Source organism: Roseateles sp. YR242 (assembly GCF_900109745.1).
Classification (GTDB): domain Bacteria; phylum Pseudomonadota; class Gammaproteobacteria; order Burkholderiales; family Burkholderiaceae_C; genus Roseateles.
On the sequence record NZ_FOAV01000006.1, the window covers coordinates 83,463 to 105,898 of the forward strand.

The 22,436-nt window shown below is 67.1% G+C and carries 18 protein-coding genes and 1 pseudogene; 8 read left to right on the forward strand and 11 right to left on the reverse strand.

The genetic code is table 11. The annotated features are described in order from the left end of the window. Positions 1-149 precede the first annotated feature (149 nt). A complete protein-coding gene (locus BMY53_RS13365; protein WP_092946976.1) occupies positions 150-629 on the forward strand; it encodes a hypothetical protein in 480 nt (159 codons plus the stop codon). Between the two features lie 18 nt (positions 630-647). Here BMY53_RS13365 and rpoN read toward each other — a convergent pair whose 3' ends face one another. Beyond that, a complete protein-coding gene (gene rpoN, locus BMY53_RS13370) occupies positions 648-2,060 on the reverse strand; it encodes an RNA polymerase factor sigma-54 (protein WP_092946977.1) in 1,413 nt (470 codons plus the stop codon). Between the two features lie 619 nt (positions 2,061-2,679). Between rpoN and BMY53_RS13375 the strand changes: the two genes are divergently transcribed. The 3 genes from BMY53_RS13375 to BMY53_RS13385 all read left to right on the forward strand — a co-directional run bounded on the left by BMY53_RS13375 (position 2,680) and on the right by BMY53_RS13385 (position 7,046). After that, on the forward strand, positions 2,680-3,948 hold the full coding sequence (locus BMY53_RS13375) for an AI-2E family transporter (RefSeq protein ID WP_177200868.1): 1,269 nt from the start codon (positions 2,680-2,682) through the stop codon (positions 3,946-3,948). 106 nt (positions 3,949-4,054) lie between these two features. Beyond that, complete coding sequence (locus BMY53_RS13380; protein ID WP_177200869.1) at positions 4,055-6,505, forward strand: ATP-binding protein; 2,451 nt, start codon at positions 4,055-4,057, stop codon at positions 6,503-6,505. Positions 6,506-6,584: 79 nt separating this feature from the next. Beyond that, entirely contained in the window at positions 6,585-7,046 is a 462-nt protein-coding gene (locus BMY53_RS13385) for a ferritin-like domain-containing protein (RefSeq protein WP_092946980.1), read from the forward strand. Positions 7,047-7,162: 116 nt separating this feature from the next. On the opposite strand, the gene BMY53_RS13390 is transcribed toward BMY53_RS13385, so the two are convergent. The 3 genes from BMY53_RS13390 to BMY53_RS13400 all read right to left on the reverse strand — a co-directional run bounded on the left by BMY53_RS13390 (position 7,163) and on the right by BMY53_RS13400 (position 8,874). Further along, positions 7,163-7,885: a hypothetical protein gene (locus BMY53_RS13390; RefSeq protein ID WP_143074070.1), complete on the reverse strand. Its 723-nt coding sequence runs from the start codon at positions 7,883-7,885 to the stop codon at positions 7,163-7,165. A gap of 13 nt (positions 7,886-7,898) precedes the next feature. Then, a complete protein-coding gene (locus tag BMY53_RS13395; RefSeq protein ID WP_092946982.1) occupies positions 7,899-8,255 on the reverse strand; it encodes a hypothetical protein in 357 nt (118 codons plus the stop codon). A gap of 247 nt (positions 8,256-8,502) precedes the next feature. Continuing rightward, positions 8,503-8,874 (reverse strand): hypothetical protein, encoded by a 372-nt coding sequence (locus BMY53_RS13400; protein ID WP_092946983.1) that lies wholly within the window; start codon positions 8,872-8,874, stop codon positions 8,503-8,505. 292 nt (positions 8,875-9,166) lie between these two features. Between BMY53_RS13400 and BMY53_RS13405 the strand changes: the two genes are divergently transcribed. The 3 genes from BMY53_RS13405 to BMY53_RS26415 all read left to right on the forward strand — a co-directional run bounded on the left by BMY53_RS13405 (position 9,167) and on the right by BMY53_RS26415 (position 11,350). Beyond that, positions 9,167-9,721 (forward strand): response regulator, encoded by a 555-nt coding sequence (locus BMY53_RS13405; RefSeq protein WP_092946984.1) that lies wholly within the window; start codon positions 9,167-9,169, stop codon positions 9,719-9,721. A 151-nt stretch (positions 9,722-9,872) separates the two neighbouring features. Continuing rightward, a complete protein-coding gene (locus tag BMY53_RS25955; RefSeq protein WP_177200870.1) occupies positions 9,873-10,631 on the forward strand; it encodes an SDR family oxidoreductase in 759 nt (252 codons plus the stop codon). Then, a complete protein-coding gene (locus BMY53_RS26415; protein ID WP_255370185.1) occupies positions 10,628-11,350 on the forward strand; it encodes a D-glycero-alpha-D-manno-heptose-1,7-bisphosphate 7-phosphatase in 723 nt (240 codons plus the stop codon). Before BMY53_RS25955 ends, BMY53_RS26415 begins: the two co-directional genes overlap by 4 nt. A 268-nt stretch (positions 11,351-11,618) precedes the next feature. On the opposite strand, the pseudogene BMY53_RS26420 reads toward BMY53_RS26415, so the two are convergent. From BMY53_RS26420 to BMY53_RS13430, 3 genes and pseudogenes are all read right to left on the reverse strand, one after another. Next, a pseudogene (locus tag BMY53_RS26420) lies at positions 11,619-12,428 on the reverse strand (DNA topoisomerase IB); the annotation flags it as partial. 278 nt (positions 12,429-12,706) lie between these two features. Further along, positions 12,707-14,185, reverse strand: coding sequence for a sigma-54-dependent transcriptional regulator (locus BMY53_RS13425; RefSeq protein WP_092946986.1), 1,479 nt, complete (start codon positions 14,183-14,185; stop codon positions 12,707-12,709). Positions 14,186-14,499: 314 nt separating this feature from the next. Continuing rightward, positions 14,500-14,736 (reverse strand): hypothetical protein, encoded by a 237-nt coding sequence (locus BMY53_RS13430; protein WP_092946987.1) that lies wholly within the window; start codon positions 14,734-14,736, stop codon positions 14,500-14,502. A gap of 235 nt (positions 14,737-14,971) precedes the next feature. Here BMY53_RS13430 and BMY53_RS13435 point away from each other — a divergent pair, with 235 nt between their 5' ends. Continuing rightward, positions 14,972-17,380: a hybrid sensor histidine kinase/response regulator gene (locus BMY53_RS13435; protein ID WP_092946988.1), complete on the forward strand. Its 2,409-nt coding sequence runs from the start codon at positions 14,972-14,974 to the stop codon at positions 17,378-17,380. Positions 17,381-17,435: 55 nt separating this feature from the next. On the opposite strand, the gene BMY53_RS13440 is transcribed toward BMY53_RS13435, so the two are convergent. The 4 genes from BMY53_RS13440 to BMY53_RS13460 all read right to left on the reverse strand — a co-directional run bounded on the left by BMY53_RS13440 (position 17,436) and on the right by BMY53_RS13460 (position 22,391). Then, positions 17,436-17,876, reverse strand: coding sequence for a hypothetical protein (locus tag BMY53_RS13440; protein ID WP_092946989.1), 441 nt, complete (start codon positions 17,874-17,876; stop codon positions 17,436-17,438). A 1,288-nt stretch (positions 17,877-19,164) separates the two neighbouring features. Further along, positions 19,165-20,199 carry a glycosyltransferase family 9 protein gene (locus BMY53_RS13450; RefSeq protein ID WP_092946991.1) on the reverse strand — a complete coding sequence of 345 codons (1,035 nt, stop codon included), beginning with the start codon at positions 20,197-20,199 and terminating at the stop codon, positions 19,165-19,167. Between the two features lie 166 nt (positions 20,200-20,365). Then, entirely contained in the window at positions 20,366-20,746 is a 381-nt protein-coding gene (locus BMY53_RS13455; protein WP_092946992.1) for a hypothetical protein, read from the reverse strand. 148 nt (positions 20,747-20,894) lie between these two features. Then, a complete protein-coding gene (locus BMY53_RS13460) occupies positions 20,895-22,391 on the reverse strand; it encodes a glycosyltransferase family 4 protein (RefSeq protein WP_177200871.1) in 1,497 nt (498 codons plus the stop codon). Between the last annotated feature and the right edge of the window lie 45 nt (positions 22,392-22,436).

The window sequence follows — 22,436 nt, forward strand, 5'->3', positions numbered from 1 at the left end:
GCGTTATCTCCTACTCAATCGACAACCCTGCCGGGCGTCAGGTGGACGGCTGGATCAGGCCTGGCGCTGAACCCTGCGTCGATCTGCCAGGTGCGGCCTGGGCCAACAGATTGCCCATGCGGAGCAACACAACCCTGATGGAGATCGCAATGGCCCGCTCAACCACACCAGAGGCGCCTGAACGCGCTGAACCGGGCTCCGCGCCTGGCGCCCGCCAGAGCCCCGATCACCTGCTGGACAAGCCGCCCGTCGCCCCGGGCACAGCGACGGGCGCAGGTGACGCCAAGGGCGCAGGTGCCAAGGGCCCTAGTGCCAAGGGATCGTCAGAAAATGCCGGCGCAGGCACCGCATCTCCCGACGATGGTGATCTGCAATTGCCGCATGAACGCGACCAGTCGGTAGGGCGTGATTCCACCGGCGCGATGGGAACCGGCGCCGCCGGCGAACAACAGCGTGAAGTGCTGCAGCAGGCGCATCGCGACCTGCAGCAAGGTCAGGTCGACACCGACATGCGGGCGACACCTGGGCTGGATGCCCAACGGCGCAACGATATGGTGGACGACCCCAAGGGGGCACCCGCCCCGAGCGGGTCGGTGGCGGGTCATGACAAGAAGAAGGGGCAGCCCTGATTGGCTGCCCCTGGTGGATCAGCTGTGCTGACGCCGCCGATCCACCGCCTCGATGCGCAGCATCTGGCGGTACTTCGTCACCGTCCGCCGTGCCACCACCAGTCCCTGACGGGACAGCTGCCGGGTGATCTCGGCGTCGGACAACGGGCTGTCCGGCTTCTCGGCTTCGATGATGTCCTTGATCAGCCCGCGAATGGCAGTGCCTGAACAGGCGCTGCCATTGCTGCTGACGATGGCACGCGAGAAGAAGTACTTCAGCTCGTACACGCCGGTGGGCGTGGCCAGGTACTTGTTGTTGGTCACACGTGAAACGGTGGACTCATGGATCCCGACCTCATCGGCAATCTCCTTGAGGCCGAGCGGCTTCATCGCCATCGCGCCGAACTCCAGGAAGTGGCGCTGGCGGCGCACGATTGCGTCGGCCACATCCAGAATGGTGGAGAAGCGCTGCTCGATGTTGCGCATCGTCCAGCGTGCTTCCTGCAGATGGTTGGCCAGCTCGGAATGCCCTTGGTTGCGGTGGCGCTGGAACAGCTCCGCATACACCTGGTTCATGCGCACCTTCGGGATCACGGCCGGGTTCAATTGCACTCGCCACTGGCCCCGCACCTTGGTGGTCAGCACGTCCGGCACGATGTAGGGCGCCTGGGTGGTTTCGTAGCGCCAGCCCGGCCGGGGATCAAAGCGGCGCAGCTTGAGGCACACGGCCTCGGCCTCTGCCACGGTGATGTCCAGCAATTGCGCCAAGGCCGGCACGTCGCGCGAAGCCAGCAGGTTCAAATGCTGGGTGATGATGCGCTCGGCCAGCACGCGGCTGCGTGCGCATTCGATCTTGGAGAGCTGCAGCAGCAGGCATTCCCCCACGCTGCGTGCACCCACGCCCAACGGGTCCAAGGCCTGCACGCGCTTGAGCGCGATCTGCATTTCACCGGGTTCCGGCGGTGGATTGAGCTGGGACACCGCCGCCAGTTCTTCCAGCGAGATGCGCAAATAACCGTCGTCATCCACGGACTCGGCCACGATGGACGCCAGCAGCAGATCTCGATTGGACAGGCGCAGCACATTCAACTGACCGCGCAGATGTTCGCGCAGGCAGGTCTGGGCCGCGGTCATTTCCAGCGCGCTCATTTCGCCGTCTTCGGCGCGGCGCAGCGAACCGCCGCTCTCGGCGCGCCAGATCTCGCGATCGTCGGGCATGGTGTCCGGCATGTCGGCCATGGCCGGCGTCTCGGCCATCGGCATGTCGCCGTCCATCGGGGCTCCGTCTTCCGAGCCCTCCGTCACTTCCAGGAAGGGGTTGCGCCCCAACATGTCCGTGACCATGGTCGAAAAGTCCAGCGAGGACATCTGCAGCAACCTGACGGCATGTTGCAGGCGGGGGGACAGCGTCTGCGACTGCCTATGCTCGTGCCGTAGTTCCAAAGCTCCCACTGTGGCTACTCCTGTGAGGTGTGTAATGCACCGGTCCGCAACTGCGATGGACCGGCTAGAGACTCATCCAACGCAAGACCCATGCCGCCGCTGGGGAGCAGGACGAAATTCATGGGTCTGCCGGGCCGCGAGGCAGGTGGCGACCTCACTACAAAGCGACTAAAACCCCCGCAAATACAGGCTATTGCGTGGTTGTTCAGTCAGGCACGCGGCCTGCCGATATTTCTACGAAGTGGGCCGAGCGACGATCCATTCCGCGCTCCGCAAGGCCAAGACCTGCTGAACAACGCGCGAATCGCGCGGCTGCGGGCATCCTTTGCGGCAGCTTTTACCGACGCGTGATGTACCCGCGCCGTAATTCCCCTCCTTTTTCAGCTTGAACGCCCCCTCTTTTGGGTGGCAAGTCGTGCCAGCGTCACGCTGCACTCCCTCGCTGGCTGGCCCTCTCCACCAATCCCCGCAGCCGGCTCAATAAAAGAAAGCGGAACAGCGAATCCGTTCACGTTTTGTGAGCCCTTGAGCGCGCTTCCATGGACATTGGCGCGCCGCTTGCTTTCAAGGCTGCCGAAGCCCCCAAAAGGCTGACTGACTTCCCTTGTTTGCCTGGAGCACCCCTTCCTTGCGTGCCTTTGTCCTGCCACGGCCAACCACGGTGCGCCGCTGGGCCTCCCGAGGCCTTTTGCTGATTGCCTTGCTGTTCCTGCTGCGGGAAGCAAGCAGCATCGTGCTGCCCGTGCTGGTAGCACTCATCCTCACCTTTGTGATGGCCCCCGCCGTGCGCACCATGCGGCACCACGGCCTGCCGGAAGGCATCAGCGCGGCCATGCTGGTGACCACGCTGGTGGGTTGCTCGGTGCTGGCCCTGGCGCTGCTGGCGGAGCCCGCCGCGCAGTGGTGGGAGCGCGCGCCGCAGGCGGTCTCCCAGGCGCTCAATCGCGTGGACCGCTGGCGGGCCACCATCCCGGGTTTCGGGCCTCCGGCCGAGCGCCGCACTGGCAGCCGAGCCGCCGCACCGGCCACGCCCGATCCGTTGCGGGAGCGGCTGACCAGCGAAAGCCTGGCGCTGACGGCCCAGGTCGTGGGTCAGGGGGTGCGCTTCGTTGTGTCCGCCGCCGCCACCACGGTGCTGCTCTATTTCCTGCTGGCCTCGGAACACTGGGTGCTGTCACGCTGTATTGAGCTGCTGCCCGCGCGACCCCGATTGCGGGCATTGGTGCTGGGGGGGCTGCGCGCCGCGCAGCGCGACATCTCGCGATATGTGGTGTCGGTGGGATTGATCAACGCTGGTGTGGGCATGGTGGTGGGCGTGGTGATGTGGACGCTGGAGCTGCCCAACCCGGGCCTGTGGGGCGCGCTCGCGGCATTGATGAACTTCATTCCCTATCTCGGCCCGTTGATCATGGCCGGGCTCATCCTTGCAGCCTCGCTGGCCTCGTCACTCGGCGACGGCAGCGTTCTTGCGCTCTGTGCGCCCATGCTGGCCTACCTGGCCATCCACGCGGTGGAGGCTAACGCCGTCACCCCGATGGTGGTGGGCAAGCGGCTGTCGATGAACCCGCTGTCCGTGCTGCTGTCGGTGATGTTCTGGGGCTGGCTCTGGGGCATGGCCGGCGCCGTGCTCGCAGTGCCCCTGCTCATCTGCCTGAAGTCCATCAGCCAGCGCAACCGGCTGATGCGGCCGATCTCGGTCTACCTGCAGGGCAGCGACAGGCCCTGCCCGAGCCTGGCCTCGCTGCTTCAGCCCGGGCCGGTCGTGGCCACTATCGACACCACCATCCATACCGAGGTACAGGAACGTCCTGCCGACCCGAGCCGCCTTGAACCGGCGACGCGAGAAGTGCACACCGAGATCCGCACGGACATTCATGAACCCCGGTCCGCCCCTTAGACTGCCAACCGTCCTCCCCGAATTGAACAGCACCCTTCATCATTCGCCGCCCAGGCCTGACCAAGGCGCCTGGCCCCGCTGGCGTGTACGGAGCGCTTCACTGCCCATGCCCCTGTCCATCAGAACCCGTCTGTTGCTGCTTGTCCTGTCGGTGATGGTGCCCGGCGTTGTTGCCGCCCTGTGGGTCAGTTGGCAGACCTGGGTCGAGGAGCAGGACGCGCTCGTGCGGCACTTGCGAGACAACACGCGCGCCCTGTCCATGGTGGTGGACAAGGAACTCTCCCGGCGCGCCGGTATCGCCCGCATCCTGTCGCTCTCTCAGATCCTGGACACGGCCCCGCAGGTGCCGCCCGAAGACCTCGCCACGCTGGCGCTGCAGTCGCGCCGAGCCATGCAAGGCATGGCCGGCTGGGTCGAACTGTCCACACCGGACCGGGTGCTCTTCACCACGCGGCCCGGGTCGCTCGGGCCGACGATGGCGCCGCCCTCGTTGGCCGCCGGCGTGGGCCTGCTGCCAGGAGCCACCCCCTCTTCGCTGTCCGGCAATGCCAGGAACGCCACGCTGGCGGGCTCAGCACCGGATGCAGCCGCGACGGGCGCGCCCGTTTCACCGGCAGTGCCCCCTGCGCTGGGTACGCTGGCGACGCCGGGGGCGGCCGGCGCACCGGGTGCCGCGACCAACGCTGGCGAGGCGGGGCCCGCCACGCTCACCACCCGTGCCACCGACCCGAGCCGCGCGCTGGTGGACAAACCCGTCATCGGCGGGCTGGAGCCCGACCCGGTGGATGGCCAACTGCGTGCCGCGCTGGTCCAGCCGGTGGAACGCAATGGCCGGGTGCTGATGAACCTGTCGGTCACGCTGCTGCCGCAGGAGCTGCAGCAGATCATCGACACCCAGGACATGCCCGACGACTGGACCGCCACCATCATGGACGCCCAGGGCACGGTCGTGGCCCGGCACCCCGGGGGCACCGCCTACGCAGGCCGCCGCTCCACCGATGATCTGCGGCTCAAGATGGCCGAGCATGACGCATCGGTCTTCGAATCCACCACGCTGGATGGCCAGAACGTCATCGGCTACTTCAGCACCTCCCCGCAGGGCTGGACCTTCCTCACGGCGGTGCCGCGCAAGTCGCTGCTGGGGGGCCGGGCCAAGGCGCTGCAGCCCATCGTCTTTGGTTCCCTGCTGCTGATCCTGGCCGGCCTGGGCGGCGCCTTGTGGATCAGCCGCCGCATCTCCGGGCCCATCCACGAACTGACCACCATCGCCAACAAGCTGCGCGCCGGCGAACCCGTGCAGGCCGGCGCCACCGGCATGGCCGAATGCGACGAGGTGGCATTGGCGCTGGAAGACGCCAGCGCCGCCATCCGGCAGGGCCGCGGCGAGCTGGAGCGGCGCGTCAATGAGGCCATCGTGCGTACCCGCGAGGCCGAACAGCGCAGCTCCCGGACCCAGCGCACGGCCGCACTGGGGCGGCTGACCGGCGGGGTGGCGCATGATTTCAACAACCTGCTGGGCGTCATCAGCAACAGCGCCCATCTCATCCAGCGCAGCCCGCATGCGGACTCGCTCGCCATGCCGGTGGGCGCGATCATGCGGTCGGTGGAAGTGGGCAGCCGGCTGACGCAGCATCTGCTGCGGGTCTCCGGCCGCCAGCCCGTGCGGCCGCAGGTGCTCGACATGGGTGTGGCCCTGGGCGAGATGAAGGAGCTGCTCGCCACCGTGCTGGGCAAACGCATGCAGCTCACCCTCACGGTTGCGCCAGATACCCGAACCGTGCAGCTGGACGCTGCGGAGCTGGAACTGGCGCTGATCAACATCGCCCTGAACGCCCGAGACGCCACCAACGGCATGGGCGAGATCGTTCTGGAGGCGCGCAATGCCGAGCCTTACGAGCGCCAGGACGTAGGGCCTGGCGACTACGTGGTGATCACCTTCACCGACAAGGGCGCCGGCATTCCCGAGGATGTGCAGGCCCGCGTCTTTGAGCCGTTCTTCACCACCAAGGAAGTGGGCAAAGGCACAGGTCTGGGCCTCAGCCAGGTGCTGGGCTTCTGTGTGCAGGCCGGTGGCATGGCGCGTATTGCCAGCCAGCCGGGCCATGGCACCACGGTCACCCTGCTGCTGCCAGCCAGTGGCTCCACCCCCTCGGTGCGCCCGGAACTGATCACGGACCCCGGCACCCTGGCCGGCGCCAGCGTGCTGCTGGTGGAGGACAACGAAGAATTGAACCGCGTGACCGCCAGCCTGTTGCGCAGCTTCTCCTGCCAGGTGGTGACGGCCGCCAATGCGGAAGAAGCCCTCAAGCAGTTCGGCAGTGGCGCAGCCTTCGATGTGGTGCTGTCGGACGTGGTGATGCCCGGCGGCATGGACGGCCAGGCGCTGGCGCGTGAGCTGCGCCGCCGCCGGCCCGGGCTGCCGGTGGTGCTCATCAGCGGCTACAGCACGGCCCTGACCGCCGAGTCCATCTTTCCGGTGCTGCGCAAGCCGGCCTCGCCCGCCCAATTGCTGGACGCGCTGGCCAAGGCCATGGGACGGCCCATGACCACGAGCTGACGATTGCGCCCCTGCCGCCAGCGCGGGAATACACCTTGCTGCCCATGGAGCATCTCAAGCACTCACGAAAGGAGATGCCATGGACAACCAGGATGTCATCGACGAACTCAACACCCTCATCGAGACCAGCAAGGACGGCGAATACGGTTTCCTGAGCTGTGCCGAGCACGTGCGCAGCGCCAGCCTGCGTGAGGTCTTTGCGCAGCGCGCAGCGGATTGCCGCCAGGCCAGCGCGGAGTTGCAGCAACTCGTGCGGCAGCACGGTGGCAAACCCGAAGATGACGGCAGCACCGCAGGCGCCCTGCATCGCGGCTGGGTCGCCGTGAAGAGCACCCTCACCGGCTACAGCGACGTCGCCATGCTGGAAGAATGTGAACGTGGCGAGGACGCGGCCGTGGCGCGCTATCGCAAGGCGGCTCAGAAGGAATTGCCGAGCGGCACGCTGGACGTGGTGCAACGCCAACTCGCGGGCGTGCTGCGCAACCACGACCAGATCCGGCTGTTGCGCGACCAGGCACGCAACTCGGCGAGCAGCACCTGAGAACTCGCGTCAGAACGCCCGTGGAACGCCTCAGTAGGGCCGCATTGTGAGGCTAGGTGAGGCGCTCCGTGGGACGCTCTGTGGAGCGCCTCTGTGGAGCGCCTCGGTGGGGCGCCTCAGGACGACGTTGGCGAGACGGGCGGCACGGCTTTGGGGGCGGCCGGAGCGGCTGCCGAGCCGCCGCGTACGCTGGCACCTGCCTGACGCGCCTGGGCCTGCGCTTCGGCCGCCTGCGCGTGCTGATCAGCCTCGGGCCGCTGCTCCTTGCGCGCGGCTTTTTTGCGCTGCATGCCATGCATCAGGCCGGCCACGACGCCCAGCAGCAATTGCGTGCTCTGTGGCCCCAGGCTGCCGCGGATGCGTACCGGCATGAAACCCCAGGCCATCGTCAGCATTTGCAGCAATGCCAGTTCAGGCTTGGCTGCAGGCCCGTGCGGACCGCCATGGCCCGGATGGCCGGAGTGGGCTGGGTGACCCGACGGGTCCGCTGGGCCGTGAGCCCCGTGCCCACCGGGCTCTTGCGACGCATGGGCGCCCGCGACCTCACCGAGCAAGGTAGCGAGTAGGCCGCTGAACAAGCCGGCCCCGCGTGGAGGCCGCGCTCCGCGCCCCGCGCGCCCTGAAGGCCTGTCCTCGCCACGACTGGCGTGGCGATGGTGCGGGCGCTTGCGAAACAGACGCCAGAACAGCCAACCCGAACCCATGCCCAGCACCGGCCGCAGCCAATGGCTGAGCGTGAGCACCGTGCGCCCTCGGCTCTTCAGCGACAACGCATGTTGGCGGAACTCCATGTCCCGGCGGACGACTCGCAGTTCGACCAGGTCGATGCGGGCGTTCAATTCCTCAAGCGTTTCAGGCACTGGGGGTGGCGGTGCGGCCATCGGTGGGAGCTTCCTCTTGGTCTCGGGGATCGTTGAAGAGCCAGTGGAACTGGCGACGGGAAGCCGGCAGGGAAACCAGCGGCGTCAACGACTTCATCGCCGCCACAACCCAGCCCAGCACCAGCAAATTGATGACCAGCACGCCTGCGCAGGCCCACGGCAGCGCCAGGCCCAGATGGACGGCCAACGCAATCAGGCCGGCCCACAAGGCCCACCAAGCCGTGGCACCGGCAATGGCGGCCACCACCAGCAGCACCAACAGGCTGACCACGCCATGCCGGGCACGCTCCAGTTCCAGCACCAGCAACAACAGTCGGCTCTGGAACATGCCGCGCGCCGAGCGGATCAGCCCCTGGATGTCGCCCAGCCATCCCGGCTCGGGCGCGGGGGACCCGCCGCCACTACCGGGAAGGGATGGACCGCCCGGAGGGAAAGAAGGCGGTCCGGCAGGTGGTTCGGGCGGCGGCGGGAAACCGGGGTCACCGCCCGTTCTTGCAGAAGCGGACGGCGGCGGCCCGTCGGGCAGAGGCGAAGTACCGGTGTCGCGACGGGGATCGCTCATGGGGTGACCGGCCTCAGCGCGCCAGGCGCGCGATCAGCAGGCCCAGCGCAAAGGCGGTACCAATGGCGACCAGCGGATGCTCACGCACGCCGGAGCGGGCGCTTTCGCACAGCTCGTTGCCGGTATTGCGCAGCTGGTCGGCACGGTGATGGAGGATTTCCCCGGTGCCCTCCAGGCTTTTCTGCAAATGCTGCACCGCCGGCGTGGCCTGGTTGGCCAGCTTGTCGATGGCGGCATGCGCGCTTTGCGCCACCCGGTTCACCAGTTCAACACCTGCGGTGCTGTTGACCCCGTTGCTGTTGGGCACCGAGGCCTTGGCCGCGTCTTCCGAGGTGGTGAAGGGAACAGTCTTGTCGCTCTTCTCGTTGATGGGGGTCGTGGTCATGTCGGTTTCCTAGGGTTGGGATGTCGGATGGCGATAAACGGCAAGCGGCATGCCGACGCTCCAACAAAAACTGGCCACCCGCGGTAGAACGCCTTGAGGTCTCGGCCAACTTGAGCCACCATGGCGATGTCGCCACACAGATATCGCAGCACCTCGGCCTCGTCCCGCTCTCCAGGACGAGGCCCAGCGAGCGCGCAAGTTGGGAACGGGCCCATGGAAACCTCGGGCACGGCAATTGCCGTTGTCCCCGGATTCACTGACCACCATCTTTCGCAAGGGAAGGAGCGAACCGATGAACGACGGTCTCACCTCAGTGCTGTACGTGGAGGACAGCCCGCTCAACGTCATCGTCATGGAAGCGATGTTTGAGCAACGCCGGGATCTGCGCCTGCATGTCGCGGAGGCTGGCATGCCCGCCTGGCGCATCAGTGCGCGGCTTCATCCGTCGCTCCTGCTCGTTGACCTGAATCTGCCGGATTGCCACGGTTCCGAATTGCTGAAACTGCTACGCATGCGCCGCGGTTGGGCCGGGGTACCAGCCATTGCCGTCACGGCTGATTCCGACTTTGATGCGGTTGGCGCGGGTTTCCAGGAGATGTGGGCCAAGCCGCTGGATGTGCGGCGCACGCTGGCCCGCCTGTCGGAGCTGTTGCCGCCGCCCCGGGGTGTCCATGGCCCGGCTGGCGGGTGGGAGGACGGCGGCGTGGGAGACCCTTCGCAGGGGCGTTCCGGCGACGCGTCCCTCCCGTCGCCGGGCCGCCTTGCGGCCCCTGGGATGTCGGTGTCAACGGCCAGACCGTCGCGTTCACTCGCCGCCACGGCCGCCTATCGGCCGCAGGCGCGGTAAGCGGCGGCAGCCTGCACCCCCACACGCCACTGACACGCATCGGGTCGCGCCTGCGTTCTCCCCGCCGATCCGGAACGGCAAATCAGGCGGCACGCCGCCTGCCATCTCACACATGCTTTTTGCAGCTCCAGCTGCACAGGATTTCCGGACCATGATCGACGTGACCTCTGTCCCTGCCATGCCCTCCCCGCCCGGCGCGGGGGCCCTCTTCCTTGCCGCAGTATCAACCGCCGACGCCGAACTGCCCTCGCTGCGCGAGCAGGTGGCCCTGATCACCGGCTGCAGCCGTGGCCTGGGTGCAGCCATCGCGCAGGTGCTGGGTGAAAGCGGCATGCGTGTGGTGCTGGCCGACAGGGACTTCCAGCGGGCCCAGGACAGCGCTGCGGTACTGAGTGAGCGCGACATCCAGGTCATGCCGCTGGCCCTGGACCTGGGCCACTCGGGCCAGTGTGCGGAGGCCGTGGACCTCGTGGTGCAGCGCTTCGGTCGCCTGGACGCCCTGGTCATCAACACTGCGCCGGAAGTCTCGGGGTCTCCGTCCGGAACCGGCATGGACGGCGGCGTGCTCGACACTCAACTGTCAGGCACCCTGGCGCTGTCCAGGGCCGCCAGCGCGCACATGCGCAAGCGCGGCGGCGGCCACATCTTCAACATCGCCGCCACCGAGCCCACGATGGTTCCCACCACCAGGTGGAGCCTCCTGGGTCTGTCCCACGTGCGCGTGAATGCACCCGTGTCGGGCGGCGCCAAGTCCGCCTTGACGCCCGGTGGCTTCCCGGGCTTTGCCGATGCCCGACCTCAGGATCCCCTCCACGTGGCTCAAGCCGTTCGCTACGTGCTTCAACAGCCCGAGGGCCATACCAGCCCCAGCCTGACCGACCAGCCCACTCTTGAAAGCGACTGGCCTTGAGCACCTTCCTTCCCACCGATGCCTTCACCGGTGCACCGGCCCGTCCGCTGCGCCCCTGCCTGTTCATCGACAAGGACGGCACCTTGATCGAGAACGTGCCCTACAACATCGACCCCGCGAAGCTGCGCTTCATGCCGGGCGCCGGCGAGGCGTTGGCCCGCCTGCGTCACGCCGGGCTGGCCCTGGTGATCGTCACCAACCAGAGCGGTCTGGCACGAGGCTTCTTTACGCGTGCCCAGCTTGCACGCCTGCAGGAGGTGCTGGTGCGCCGCTTGCAGGACGAATTCGGTGTCGTGATCGACGACGTTGCCGTGTGCCCGCATGCGCCCGACGCCCGTGGCCGGCCCGCCTGCCTGTGCCGCAAGCCTGCCCCCGGCATGCTGATTCGCGCCGCCCGCGCGCATCACCTGGACCTGGCCCGCTCGTGGATGGTGGGCGACACGCTGGACGATGTGGAAGCCGGCCATCGCGCTGGCGCGCAGGGCCTGCTGTTCGACAGCGGCGGCGAAACCGAATGGCGCCGTTCGCCGTTGCGCGAGCCAGCAGGGGTGTTCAACTCGTGGGCGACGCTGGCCGAGCACCTGCTGGCGGCGATGCCGGCGGACGGCGTGCGCCCTGCCCTGGCGCCAACGCCTGCCGCGACGGTGAAGACCGCCGGTTCGCACTGGCCTGACGGCCTGACTCACGCGCTTGCGTCGGTGGTGCCGACACTGGCTTGAGCCTGCTCGCCGGCCCCGTGGCCACGGCGGACTGAGGAGACATCCGCCGCGCCTGGTCCTGGGCCTGAGCTTGGGCCCGGCCCAGGGCGCGCAGCATCCCCACCAGGCGTCGTTCCGCCACGCTCAGCCCGGGTGCAGCGGGTGGTTGGCGGATCCAACGCTGCGTGGGCAGCGTGCTGAAACATTCGCCCTGCGCCAGCGCGAGCACCTCGGGATGGACATAGGATTTTCGGCAGACCGCCACCGTGTTGCCCAGCCGCGCCGAGACCTGCTGCAAGGTTTCCTTGAGCGCAACCCCGGGCGCATGCCCGGCTGCGGCATGCGCCACCAACAGGTCCAGCGCCAGCACACTCGCATGCCAGGTGCGGAAGACCTTGGCACTGCACTCCGAGCCACCCATGCGGCCCAGCCACTCATTGACGTCGGATGCATCGATGCGATGCGGCTCGCCCAGCGCGTCCTCATAACAGAACAGCTCCTGGCCCGGCAGGTCACGGCAGCGTCGCACCAGAGCCGCCACGCGTTCGTCGCGCACGGCCAGTTGCTGGCGCACGCCGCTCTTGCCCACGAAGCTCAGCAACAGGGCGTCACCGCTCACCTTGACATGGCGGCACAACAGCGTGCTGAGGCCATAGGAACCATTCTGGCGCGCGTATTCGCGGTGGCCTATCCGCATCCAGGTCCGGTCCAGCAACCGTACCAGGGCGGCCACCACCCGCTCCCGGTCGAGCCCCCCAGCGCGCAGACGGCGCTGCACCTGGCGGCGCAGACGCGGCAGGCGCTGGGCGAAGTCCCCCAGCGAGCCGAATTTGTTCTCGCCGCGCGATTGCATCCAGTCCGGGTGATAGCGGTATTGCTTGCGCCCGCGTGCATCGCGGCCGGTGGCCTGCAGGTGGCCATCCTCGCGGGCGCAGATCCACACATCCTCATAGGCCGGCGGAATGGCCAATGAACGGATGCGCCGGATCACGGCCGCATCCCGCACCGGGCGCCCTTGGGCATTCACGTAGCGAAAGCCCTTGGCGGTGCGCAACCGGCGCAGACCCGGTTCGACATCGGAGACCCAACACAGTGCCATTGCCACCCTCGGCTTGAAGCGGATGATGGAGGCATCGAGGCAGGCTGCATGCCCAGGCACCAAGGGAACCTCTGCACGACGCCTCGCGGCCGGGATGACCCCGTTTCGGGCGGTCGGCGGCGTTGGAAATTCTCGCCATAGCGCCCGCTATGGCAGCGGATTGCACCTTGCGCGCCATCCCGAATCAGGGTCACCTCGGCTCGCGGGAGTGATGCAGAGGGCACCAAGAACTCGGGGCCCTTGTGGGGCCCCGGTCCTTTGTCGCCTCGGTGGGTAGTTCAGTGAGTGGCTGAAGTGCTGTCGATCGCCGCAGCATCTTCCGCCGCGTATTCCTTGAGCCGGTTGTAGAGGGTCTTCAGGCTGATGCCCAGCACGGCTGCCGTCTGTTCCTTGTGATGCTTGTAGTGCTGCAGCGTGGCCAGGATGAAAGCTTTCTCCACCTGCGCCATGGAGCTGCCCAGCGGCATCACCACGGAAGGGCCGGACGTTTCCGCCGGTGCGGCCACGTGGTGCGCCACCGAGGCGGCAGCACTCAGGCCGGGCGACACGGCGGCAAAGGTGCCGGTGCTGGCTGACAGGCTGGAGACGGTCTCCTGGCTCGGGTCCGGGCGCGGCAGCCACTGCTCGTCAATGATCTCGCCGCCTGCCATCACGTAGGCGCGCTGCACCGCGTTGCGAAGTTCGCGCACATTGCCGGGCCAGTGGTAAGTCTGCAGTTGCTGCAGGGCTCGCGGTGTGAAGCGCTTGTTCTTGCCTTCCTTGGCGGCGATGCCCTTGAGGAAGTGGTCCGCCAGCAGCGGCACGTCATCCAGGCGTTCACGCAGCGGTGGCATCTCGATCGGGAAGACGTTGAGCCGGTACAGCAAATCCTCGCGCAGCTTGCCAGCCTGCACGGCCTGCAACAGCGGGCGATTGGCGGCGGCAATCACTCGCACGTCGGCATCAATGGTGGTGGTGGAGCCCACGCGCATGAAGCGCCCGGTTTCCAGCACACGCAGCAGCTTGACCTGCAACTCCAGCGGCATTTCGGTGAGTTCGTCCAGGAACAGCGTCCCGCCGCTGGCGCGCTCGAAGAACCCTTCGTGCTGCTTGTCCGCACCGGTGAAGGCGCCCTTTTCGTGGCCGAAGATTTCGCTTTCGATCAGGTTCGGCGAAATGGCGCCGCAGTTCACCGCGAGGAAGGGCTTCTTGCGGCGGCGGCTGAGGTCATGCACGGTCTGCGCCACGAGCTCCTTGCCGGTCCCGCTCTCGCCGTTGATGAACACCGAGACACTGGTGCCCGCCACCCGCGAGATCTGGTCGTAGATGCGCTGCATGGCGGGGGTTCGGCCCCACAGCAGACCGAAGTGCCCGGTGTTGACCAGGTTGGCGTTGAGGTCGGCCACCTCGGCCTGCAGGGCGGCGGGTTTCATCACCCGCGACAGCACCCCCTGCAATTGCCGGATGTTGATGGGCTTGACCAGATAGTCTGCGGCACCCAGGCGCAGCGCCTGGATGGACGTGTCCAGGCTGGCATGGCCGGTGATCAGCACCACTTCGGAATTGGCCACCAATTGGGGGTCGGAGAACAGCTCCATGCCGTTGCCGTCCGGCAATTGCAGGTCCAGCAGCACCACGTCGGGTTGCTGCAGCGCAATGTGGCGACGGGCATCACGCAGGGTATGAGCCACCGAGACGGTAAACCTCTCGCTGGCAATCAGTTCTTGCAAGGTGGCGACAGAATCAATGTCGTCGTCCACGATCAAGGCATGGGTCACCGGTACGTCCTTAGGTGTTGTCTCCGCCAGCCCGTGAAGGCCAGGCTGACAGATTTGTGTGCATCAACTTGTGACACCGCCCGCCGCGCCCGATCAGCGCGCCTCCCGGAAGGCAATCACGATGGTATTCAGGAACACCATCACTTATTCTTGCAGTAACCGAGCCGCTTGACGTCACCGTTCAGCGGCTCATTTTGAAAAATATTCAAGGTCCGCGGTTCGCCCAACGCTCCGGTGATCCTGCGCGTGTAAAAGCGGCCCACGGGCCGCTGATCAGAAACGGGGTGGCCCGCAGGCCATCCTCTGAAAAAAGTTCAGGCATCCCGTCGCCGCCGCTGCACCCAACCCACCAGAGCCAGACCGCCGACCAGGGCCATCAGGGCCTTGATGTCGCGCGGCGCATTGGGCTCCTCGCGGGCAGCCGTCGCCTGCACGGAGACCGGTTTGGCCTGCGTCTGAGTGGCTGTGGCAGGAGCACTGGTAGCTTCGGCTTGTGCCGTCGCGACGGCCATCAGCAGCGGCGCCATCCAGACCAGCTTGCGCAGCGACATGAATTCTTCTCCGGTGAAACGTGAGTGAGTGACCCGGACAGGAGGGCAAGCACCGTGCCCGCAAAAACGTTCGGTGACCATTTCCAACCAATTTTGGGGACATTTCGAAAATACGAACGCGCGACGATGCTTCAATCAGGCGGGGCCCGCGTGGGGAGCTCTGCACGACGTCCCCGGGGCGGTCGGTGCAGCGCTGCCTTGCAGTGGATGCGGGCGCTGAAAGAGATGAAAGACGATGAGATCCATGCTGCTCAGCGACACGAGTCGGCAATTCCTGCTGAGGCTGGCCTTTGTGGTGGGCCTGGCCTTGCTGGCCATGGTGCTGCAATGGCTGGCGCGGCCCCTGATCGGCAGCGGCGAACCCTTCCTGTTCTTCCTGCCGGCGGTCGCGCTGGCGGCGGTATGGTTCGGCCCGGCGCCGGGCGCGGTCGTGCTGCTGGCCGGCCTGGCCAGCGCCGGCATGGACGAAGCATCGTTCCAGGCGTTCTGGCAGCAGTCCAATGATGGCCGCGTCACCATTGCCGCCTATCTGATCTATGGCGTGCTGGTGCTGGCGCTGGGTGAACGGCTGCGTCAACGCGGCCTGCGCGCCGCCCAGGCCCAGGCGCGACTGCGGTTGCTGGCCGAAGAAACCGATGTCGGCCTGTTTGAATACGACAAGTTGGCAGGTACCTTGTATCTGAGCCCGCCGCTGGCGCGGCTGTGCGGGGTCTCGGTGCCGGACCAGGCGGTGCCGGCCCTGTCCTTGCTGGCCCGCTTTCCGGCGCCGCTGGTGGCCCAGGCACGTCTGGCACAGGAACATCTGCTGCATCGCCAGGGTGAGCGATTCGAACATGAACTGGCCTGGCCCACCCAGGAAGGCTTGACATGGCTGCTGCTGCGGGTTCGGCTGATCCGTGACGACCAGCAGGTCACCCACGTGCGCGGTGCGGTGGTGGATATCACCGAGCGAAAGCGCATGGAGACCCAGCTGCAGGAGACGCAGGCCAAGCTGAGCCTGCGGGTGAATGATCTGCACCGGCTGCAGGAACTCAGCACCCGGCTGCTGGAGCCGCGTCCGCTGAACCAGCAGTTCCAGCTGGTGCTGGAGGCGGTGGTGGCCCTGCACCATGCCGGCCACGGCGTACTCTCCTTCGTGGACCCGACGGACCAGCGCCTGAAGATCGAGGCCTCCGTCGGTTATGACGCGGCGGCGCTGCAGCAGTTGCAGCGCCTGATGGATGCCGGCGGCGGCACCTGCGGCATGGCCCGCCAGCAACGCGAGCGGGTGGTGGTGGGTGATTTCCAGACCGATCCGCGCTGTGAGGACCTGCGCAGCCTGGCGCGGGCGATGGGACTGGGCGCCTCGCACAGCACGCCGCTGATCACCGAGCGCGGCGAACTGATGGGCATGATCAGCGTGCAGTTCCCGGACACCCATGAGATTACTCTGCGCGAGACCGACCTGACCGACCTGTGCGCACGCAAGGTCATCGTGCATGCCGAGCGCGCTCGCGCCCGCGCGGACCTGCAAGCGGCCGATCGCCGCAAGGATGAATTCCTGGCCACGCTGGCCCATGAGCTGCGCAACCCGCTGGCCCCCATCCGTCAGGCTGCCCTGCTCTCCAGCGCGCCGCAGGCCACCGAGGCGCAAAAGCGCTGGAGCCACGGCGTGATCGAGCGGCAGGTGCAGCATATGGCGCTGCTGCTGGATGACCTGCTGGACATCTCCCGCATCACCCGGGGTGCGCTGAGCCTGCGGCTGGAGGAGGTGGAACTCAATGCGGTGATCGAATCCGCGGTGGAAACGGCACGCCCCACCATTGAGGGCCGGCAGCACCAGCTCCAGGTGGAACTACCCAAGCGCGCCTTGCACTTCGAGGGCGACGCCCTGCGCCTGGCGCAGGTGGTGGCCAATCTGCTCACCAATGCGGCCAAGTACACCGAGCCGGGCGGCAAGCTGCTGATCCGTGCCAACGCGCAGGGGGCCGAGGTGCTGATCGAGGTCTGCGATAACGGCATCGGAATCCCTCGCGAATCGCTGGGCGAGGTCTTCAACATGTTCACCCAGTTGCGCCGTGCCGGCGGCCGGCTCAATGAAGGCCTGGGCATTGGCCTGGCGCTGACGCGAGGGCTGGTGGAACTACATGGCGGCCGTATCGACGCCTACAGCGAGGGCGCGGGCTGCGGCAGCCGCTTCGTGGTGCGTCTGCCCTTGCGGCACGCCGTACCGGCGGCACCCGCCGCTGGCCGCCCCTGGGCGAACGCCAGTGGCCCGCTGAGCATCCTGGTGGCTGACGACAATCGCGACGCGGCCGAAAGCCTGGGCCACCTGCTGCGCCTGCAGGGCCACAAGGTGGTGCTGGCCTTCGACGGCCAGGAAGCGCTGGACGCTTTCGAGCACGAACCGGTGGACGCCTGCCTGCTGGACATCGGCATGCCCCGTGTGGATGGCAACGAAGTGGCCCGCCGCTTGCGCACCCGCAACGACAGACGCCCGCCGGTACTGGTCGCCATCACAGGCTGGGGCCAGATGACCGACCGCGAGGACGCCATCGCCGCTGGTTTCGACCACCACCTCACCAAACCCGTCGATCCCGACAAGCTGATGCAGTTGCTGGCTCGCCATCACATGGACCACGACGAAGCATTGGCCCACGGCTGACGGCCTGGGCCGCCTCAGCCGCCGACCAGCCTGACCCGTTGAGGGCCGCCCGTGCTCAGCCAAACATGCGCTGGATGGTCAGCCGGCTGGTCTCCACGCCAGCGGCCAGCAGCAACGCCCGTGCGGGCCCCTGGCGCTGCGCCCAGGGGTCCATCAGGACGGTGTCTTCAGGCAGCTCATGCCAGTCGTCAATTTCTTCGGGCAACTGCGACGCGACCAGCACGAACTCGCTACTCAGGCCGTCGGCAGTGGCGGTTCGCACCGCCAGGGACATGGAATCGCAGGCGATGCGGGCCGCCAGCATGCGTGCGCACTGCGCACTGTCCGCATACTTCAGGCGATTGACCATCTGTTCATAACGCGGGTCGCCATAGACCGCCCGTGCCATCTCCATGGCACAGGCGTAGGGATGACCTCGGCGGTACTCAGCTTCGATCTGGGATTCAAAGCTCAGCAGCGTCAGCCGGCGCTGCGCCAGTTCAAGAATGCGGTGCATGACAGGAAGCCGGCACAGATCAACAAGTGCTGAGGGCGCCCGTGGTCTCTCGATCACGGGCACGGGCAGGGGCGACGTCAAGACATCGGCACCCCGCGCCAGCGCTGCGGGAGTGGGGGGCGCGGCGGGCCGAAGCGCCTGCCGGGCTTGCGCCGACGGCGGGGGGGGCTGAAACACCCCCTGCCGCAACACGCGGAAGTGTCCGGGGGCCAGCCGGCTGACATCCGGCGCGCTCATAGGAAACCGTATGCAAGGGCACCCAGGCCCGCGCCGATGGCTCCGCCGAACAGGCCGCCGCCAGCAGCGCCCAGCACCCCGCCTGCCAGACCGCCGACAGCGGCGCCGGCCAGCATGCCGCCAACGCCGTAATCGCCGCCAAATCCGCCGAATCCTCCTGGACCGCCGAATCCGCCCCAGCCCCCGTAACTCCCAAAACCGCCGAAGTAAGGCGGGGAGGCAAACATCGAATGGCATGGATACGGCGAGTAGCCTCCCCACCCACCGCCCAGCCCCAACCCCAGTCCAGCACCAAGCCCGATGCCCGCACTCGCGGCCCCTAAAAAGTTGGCCGCACCCCAGTCAGAGGGGTGCCGGTTGAGGACCACGATCGGCGGATTGATGGGTGGCGGCAGCCAGGCGCCCCCAGGCGTGGGAACCCTGTGCGCGGGCAGGGCCCCGGCCCCCAGAGCAACTGGCCACCCTCCCACCGGCGCGAACTGCTGAAAAGCCGCTGGCGGTTGGGAAAAAGCAGCGCTGGTGACCACCTGCCGGGCAGGCCGCGGTGTGGCGGTGAATTCTGCATCCACTGGGGACTGGACAGTTTGGGGCTGCACCATCTCCTCAGCCATGGCCTGAGGATTGCGGCTACAGGCCTCCAGCCGACTCAGCCGCTCCGCATTCGCCGGGAACAAGTAGGTGTGAAGCAGCTCACGATGCTCCTCAGGCAAGGACCGAAAGAAGCGTTCCGCAGAATCCAGATACGGCATCCAGGCCGACGTGTCTCCGAAGCGTGCGTTCAAGTGCTGGAGCAGTACGTTGGCCGCTGCGGAGTTCCCGGTGGCCGGCGACTGAGAGGGTCCCGCAGCCGCCGGCATCCATGGTGTTGGCAACACGCCGGTTGACGCAGGGATAGCTTGGAAGGGATGGACCATACGCGAAGCACCTCAAGTTGGTTGCAGAAGCCCGCCAGGGGCCTCTGAACGCTGGGTGCTCAGTACGCGGGCATGCGCACAGGGCTAGACGGCCGTCATCTCCGTTCTTTGATAAATCGCAAGCTGCTGGACCAAGTTCAAGGCGGCGTCGCTTCCAACACGGGCGCGGCGACACGCCACGGTGTCTCTTGCGGATCGGTGAGCGCCTCCAGATCCACCACCGTGGTGCCGACAGCGGTGGCCAGCGCGACCGGGCCGTCCGGGCTGCTCACGAGCACCCGTGCACCGGCGATCAACGTCGCGAGTTCGCCCAGGGCCGGGGAACGGGCCAGTACCAGACTCGGGCCGCTCATCACACGGCGTACGGCCTCGATCAGCGACTGCTCGGTGGGCTCACCGCAGAACACGATGGCGGCACCATCCGCCGCGCTGGCATCCTGCAGCAGGTCCAGTGCTTCTCCGAGCGCCTGCGGCGGATGGCGGCGCGAGAATTCACCAGGGTCCAGGTGCACCAGCACATAACCCTGCCCGCTGGGCAGCCCAGCCTGTTTCAGCAATTGCTGCACGGCACGTTCGTCTCTGGGCAGCATTCGAAAGCGCAGGCGGTCGTCCTGGATGCGCAGCCCCACGTGCCCCACCAGGGCCAGTTGGCGATCGATCTCGTGTTGGAGGCCCTCCACTGCCCCTACCGCTGCGGCGGCCTCCTCCGGTACCTCGTCACTGAGCAGCCCATAGGCGCGTTCCTGCACATACGCCAGCGCCAGCGGGATACCGGCCATGCGGCACATCAGTGCGGCGGGCATGGCGCTCTGCGTGCCGGCGGTGAAGATGACGGCAGCATCGAAATGGCCACGGCCGAGACGACGAACCATGTGCCGCTCTGCTTCGCCCCGCATGTCGGGCGCTTCCGCATCCAGCATGGCGGCGCCCGCCTTCATCCATGGGGCGTTGAACCCCACGATCTCGTTGAGCATCTCCAGATGCGGCCGCAGCGCTTCAGCAGCGGGCGCAGCCAGCAAGGTGAGATGGGCCCAAGGCAGCGTCTCTCGCACGGCCGCGAAGGCCGGGGTGCTGATCACTACGCCATCGGGACTGTCCAGACGCACCAACAGGATGCGCCGCACATTGCTCCAACGTCGATCGGGCACCTCGCTCACGGCCTGTTTGGTCATCACTGCTCCACGGGTCGTTGTAGGGATGAGCGGCAATCGGCGTACCCTGACGCAACGTGAAAAAGGCGACCGCTACGGGTCGCCTGGATGTATGGGCCGCAAGGCCGGGCGCGGGGCCAATCTCGTGAATGCCTCCCGGCTCGCGGCGGCTCGGAGGATGAGCCCCTCAGTTGCGGTCGGCGCGAGCCGGCAATGTGTTGTCGCGGCTCGTGTCGGTGGATCCGGTCATGTTGGTCTGCCCCCTGTTGGGGTCTTGCCAGGTCTCGGTCGTGTTGTTGTTGCCGTTGTTCTGGCTGCTGGTGGAGGTCTGCCCTGCAGCGCGATCAACGTTGTTGGTGTTGTTCGCGTTGTTGGCGTTCGTGTTGTTCATGCTCTTGTTGAGCTGATCGTTGTTGTTGGAGAGCGGATCGTTGGTGCGGTCGCGTGCGGTGGTGGTGCCCGAGCTACCCTGGGCGCCGCCGCCAGCGCTCTGCGCATGCAGGAAGCCTACGCCGGAGGCGAGCGCCACGGCCATGGCGACGGTAGTGATCTTGGAACGGCTGTTCATGGGCTATCTCCTTGGATCGTTGATACAACATGGAAGTCGCAGAACGCGATGGTGACCGCCCTTGTCGCCTGGTTGGCGGAGCTGGAAGAACATCTGTCCTGTGGCTCCATCACGCGGCAAGCCCGATGCCTACGGGCGAAAATCGCGCCTACATTTTTTGGTTGGACAGCAGCGGCTCGGTGATCGGCAGTGCCGTCAAGGCAGGCCTGTCAACACCGCTGCCCGCAGCGGCCGAGCGGGCGCCGCCGCTCGTGATGGCGGGGGTGAAGTCCGGCGCCTGTGGCGCTGGCGCGGGGCCAGCCTCCAAGGGATCCAGCACCGCTACCGTCACCATGGCAGCCGCAGGCTCCACGGGCACTGGTGGCGCAACCGCCAGGTCCAGGTCCGCCACCACCGAGTCAGGCGTGCCTGCCGCCTGCACGGGTTGATGCAGGGCCTGCGCCACCGCCTCGCCTCGCGAGGTCACTACACGCGGTGGGCCGCCCATCCGGCGGGGTTCAGCCGTCACCGCTCGGGGCCGCGCCAACTGGCGCATGCGTTGGGCCAGCGCATCCAGGCGAGGTCCCAGTGGGTGGCGCTCTTCCATGCTGGCCCGTGCCCGAGCGCCCATGCGTTGACGCAGGTCCGGCACGGTGAGCATCTGATGCATGCGCATGGCCATGTCTTCGTCGTCCTTCGGGGCAACGAGCCAGCCACTGCGCCCGTGCTCCACGAACTCCGGCACACCACCGGCGCGCGTTGCCACCACCGCCAAGCCGCTGGCCATACCTTCCATCAAGGCCAATGGGGTCGCTTCGGCTTCTGAACTGCTGACCAGCAGATCCAGGTCGTGATAGACCGGCGCCATGTCGTCGATACGGCCGGTGAAATGCACGTGTGACAGGAGGCCCTGGCGCTGGGCTGCTTCGATGAGTTGCGGTCGCAGGGGCCCTTCGCCCACCACCATGACATGCACGTCGGGCATGCGTTCATGCAGCAAGGCCACCGCGCGCAGGAATCGGTCGGGCGCCTTCTCCGGAGAGAGCCGGCCGACAAGACCCACCAACAGGCTGTCTTCCGACAGGTCGAAGCGCTGGCGCAGCCCCTCAACCGGGCGCGGACCGGGTTGGAAGGCCTGCGTGTCCACCCCGTGTGGGTCGCAGCTGAGCTTGTCCGGATCGATGCCCAGGCCCACGGCATGGAGATAGCTGTGCTGGCATTCCATGCTGAGATGGCTGCCCACCATGCGGTGCGCTTCCAGGTCGGGCATGGTGAGCTTGCGGCTGTGGATGGTGGCCATCACCGGCACGCCAGTGATCCGCCCCACCAGCCCGCCCAGCTGATGGGCATTGGGCAGGTGAACATGCAACAGGCCGACCTGCCGCTGGCGAACCAGCCCGGTGACCATCTGGATGGCCTGCCAGGGCGGATCTTCCGGCATGGGCACGATCACGACTTCGGCCCCGGCCGCTCGCACCCGTTCGGTGAAGTCGCCCTCGAACGGGCACAGCACGGTGAAGCGGAACCGTCCGCTCTGGCTGAGGTGGGCCACGAGGCGTTCGACACCGCGCCCCATGCCGCCGACGATGCCGTCGCCCACCACCTCCACCACATGGAGGCGGTGGGCGGGATTGTCCACACGATGCAGGGATGCGGGCTTGTTCATGATGAGATCCAGGCCGAGGTCAATCAGCGCCAGGGGGCCTGCGCC

Bases quoted from the DNA above. Each gene is read 5' to 3' on its own strand.
- BMY53_RS13440 (WP_092946989.1), bottom strand. From the start codon at position 17,876: ATGCACCGCATTCTTGAACTGGCGCAGCGCCGGCTGACGCTGCTGAGC.
- BMY53_RS13380 (WP_177200869.1), top strand. From the start codon at position 4,055: ATGCCCCTGTCCATCAGAACCCGTCTGTTGCTGCTTGTCCTGTCGGTG.
- BMY53_RS13435 (WP_092946988.1), top strand. From the start codon at position 14,972: ATGAGATCCATGCTGCTCAGCGACACGAGTCGGCAATTCCTGCTGAGG.
- BMY53_RS13365 (WP_092946976.1), top strand. From the start codon at position 150: ATGGCCCGCTCAACCACACCAGAGGCGCCTGAACGCGCTGAACCGGGC.
- BMY53_RS13385 (WP_092946980.1), top strand. From the start codon at position 6,585: ATGGACAACCAGGATGTCATCGACGAACTCAACACCCTCATCGAGACC.
- BMY53_RS13395 (WP_092946982.1), bottom strand. From the start codon at position 8,255: ATGTTCCAGAGCCGACTGTTGTTGCTGGTGCTGGAACTGGAGCGTGCC.
- BMY53_RS13455 (WP_092946992.1), bottom strand. From the start codon at position 20,746: ATGAACAGCCGTTCCAAGATCACTACCGTCGCCATGGCCGTGGCGCTC.
- BMY53_RS13400 (WP_092946983.1), bottom strand. From the start codon at position 8,874: ATGACCACGACCCCCATCAACGAGAAGAGCGACAAGACTGTTCCCTTC.
- BMY53_RS25955 (WP_177200870.1), top strand. From the start codon at position 9,873: ATGATCGACGTGACCTCTGTCCCTGCCATGCCCTCCCCGCCCGGCGCG.
- BMY53_RS13460 (WP_177200871.1), bottom strand. From the start codon at position 22,391: ATGAACAAGCCCGCATCCCTGCATCGTGTGGACAATCCCGCCCACCGC.
- BMY53_RS13430 (WP_092946987.1), bottom strand. From the start codon at position 14,736: ATGTCGCTGCGCAAGCTGGTCTGGATGGCGCCGCTGCTGATGGCCGTC.
- BMY53_RS13450 (WP_092946991.1), bottom strand. From the start codon at position 20,199: ATGACCAAACAGGCCGTGAGCGAGGTGCCCGATCGACGTTGGAGCAAT.
- BMY53_RS13405 (WP_092946984.1), top strand. From the start codon at position 9,167: ATGAACGACGGTCTCACCTCAGTGCTGTACGTGGAGGACAGCCCGCTC.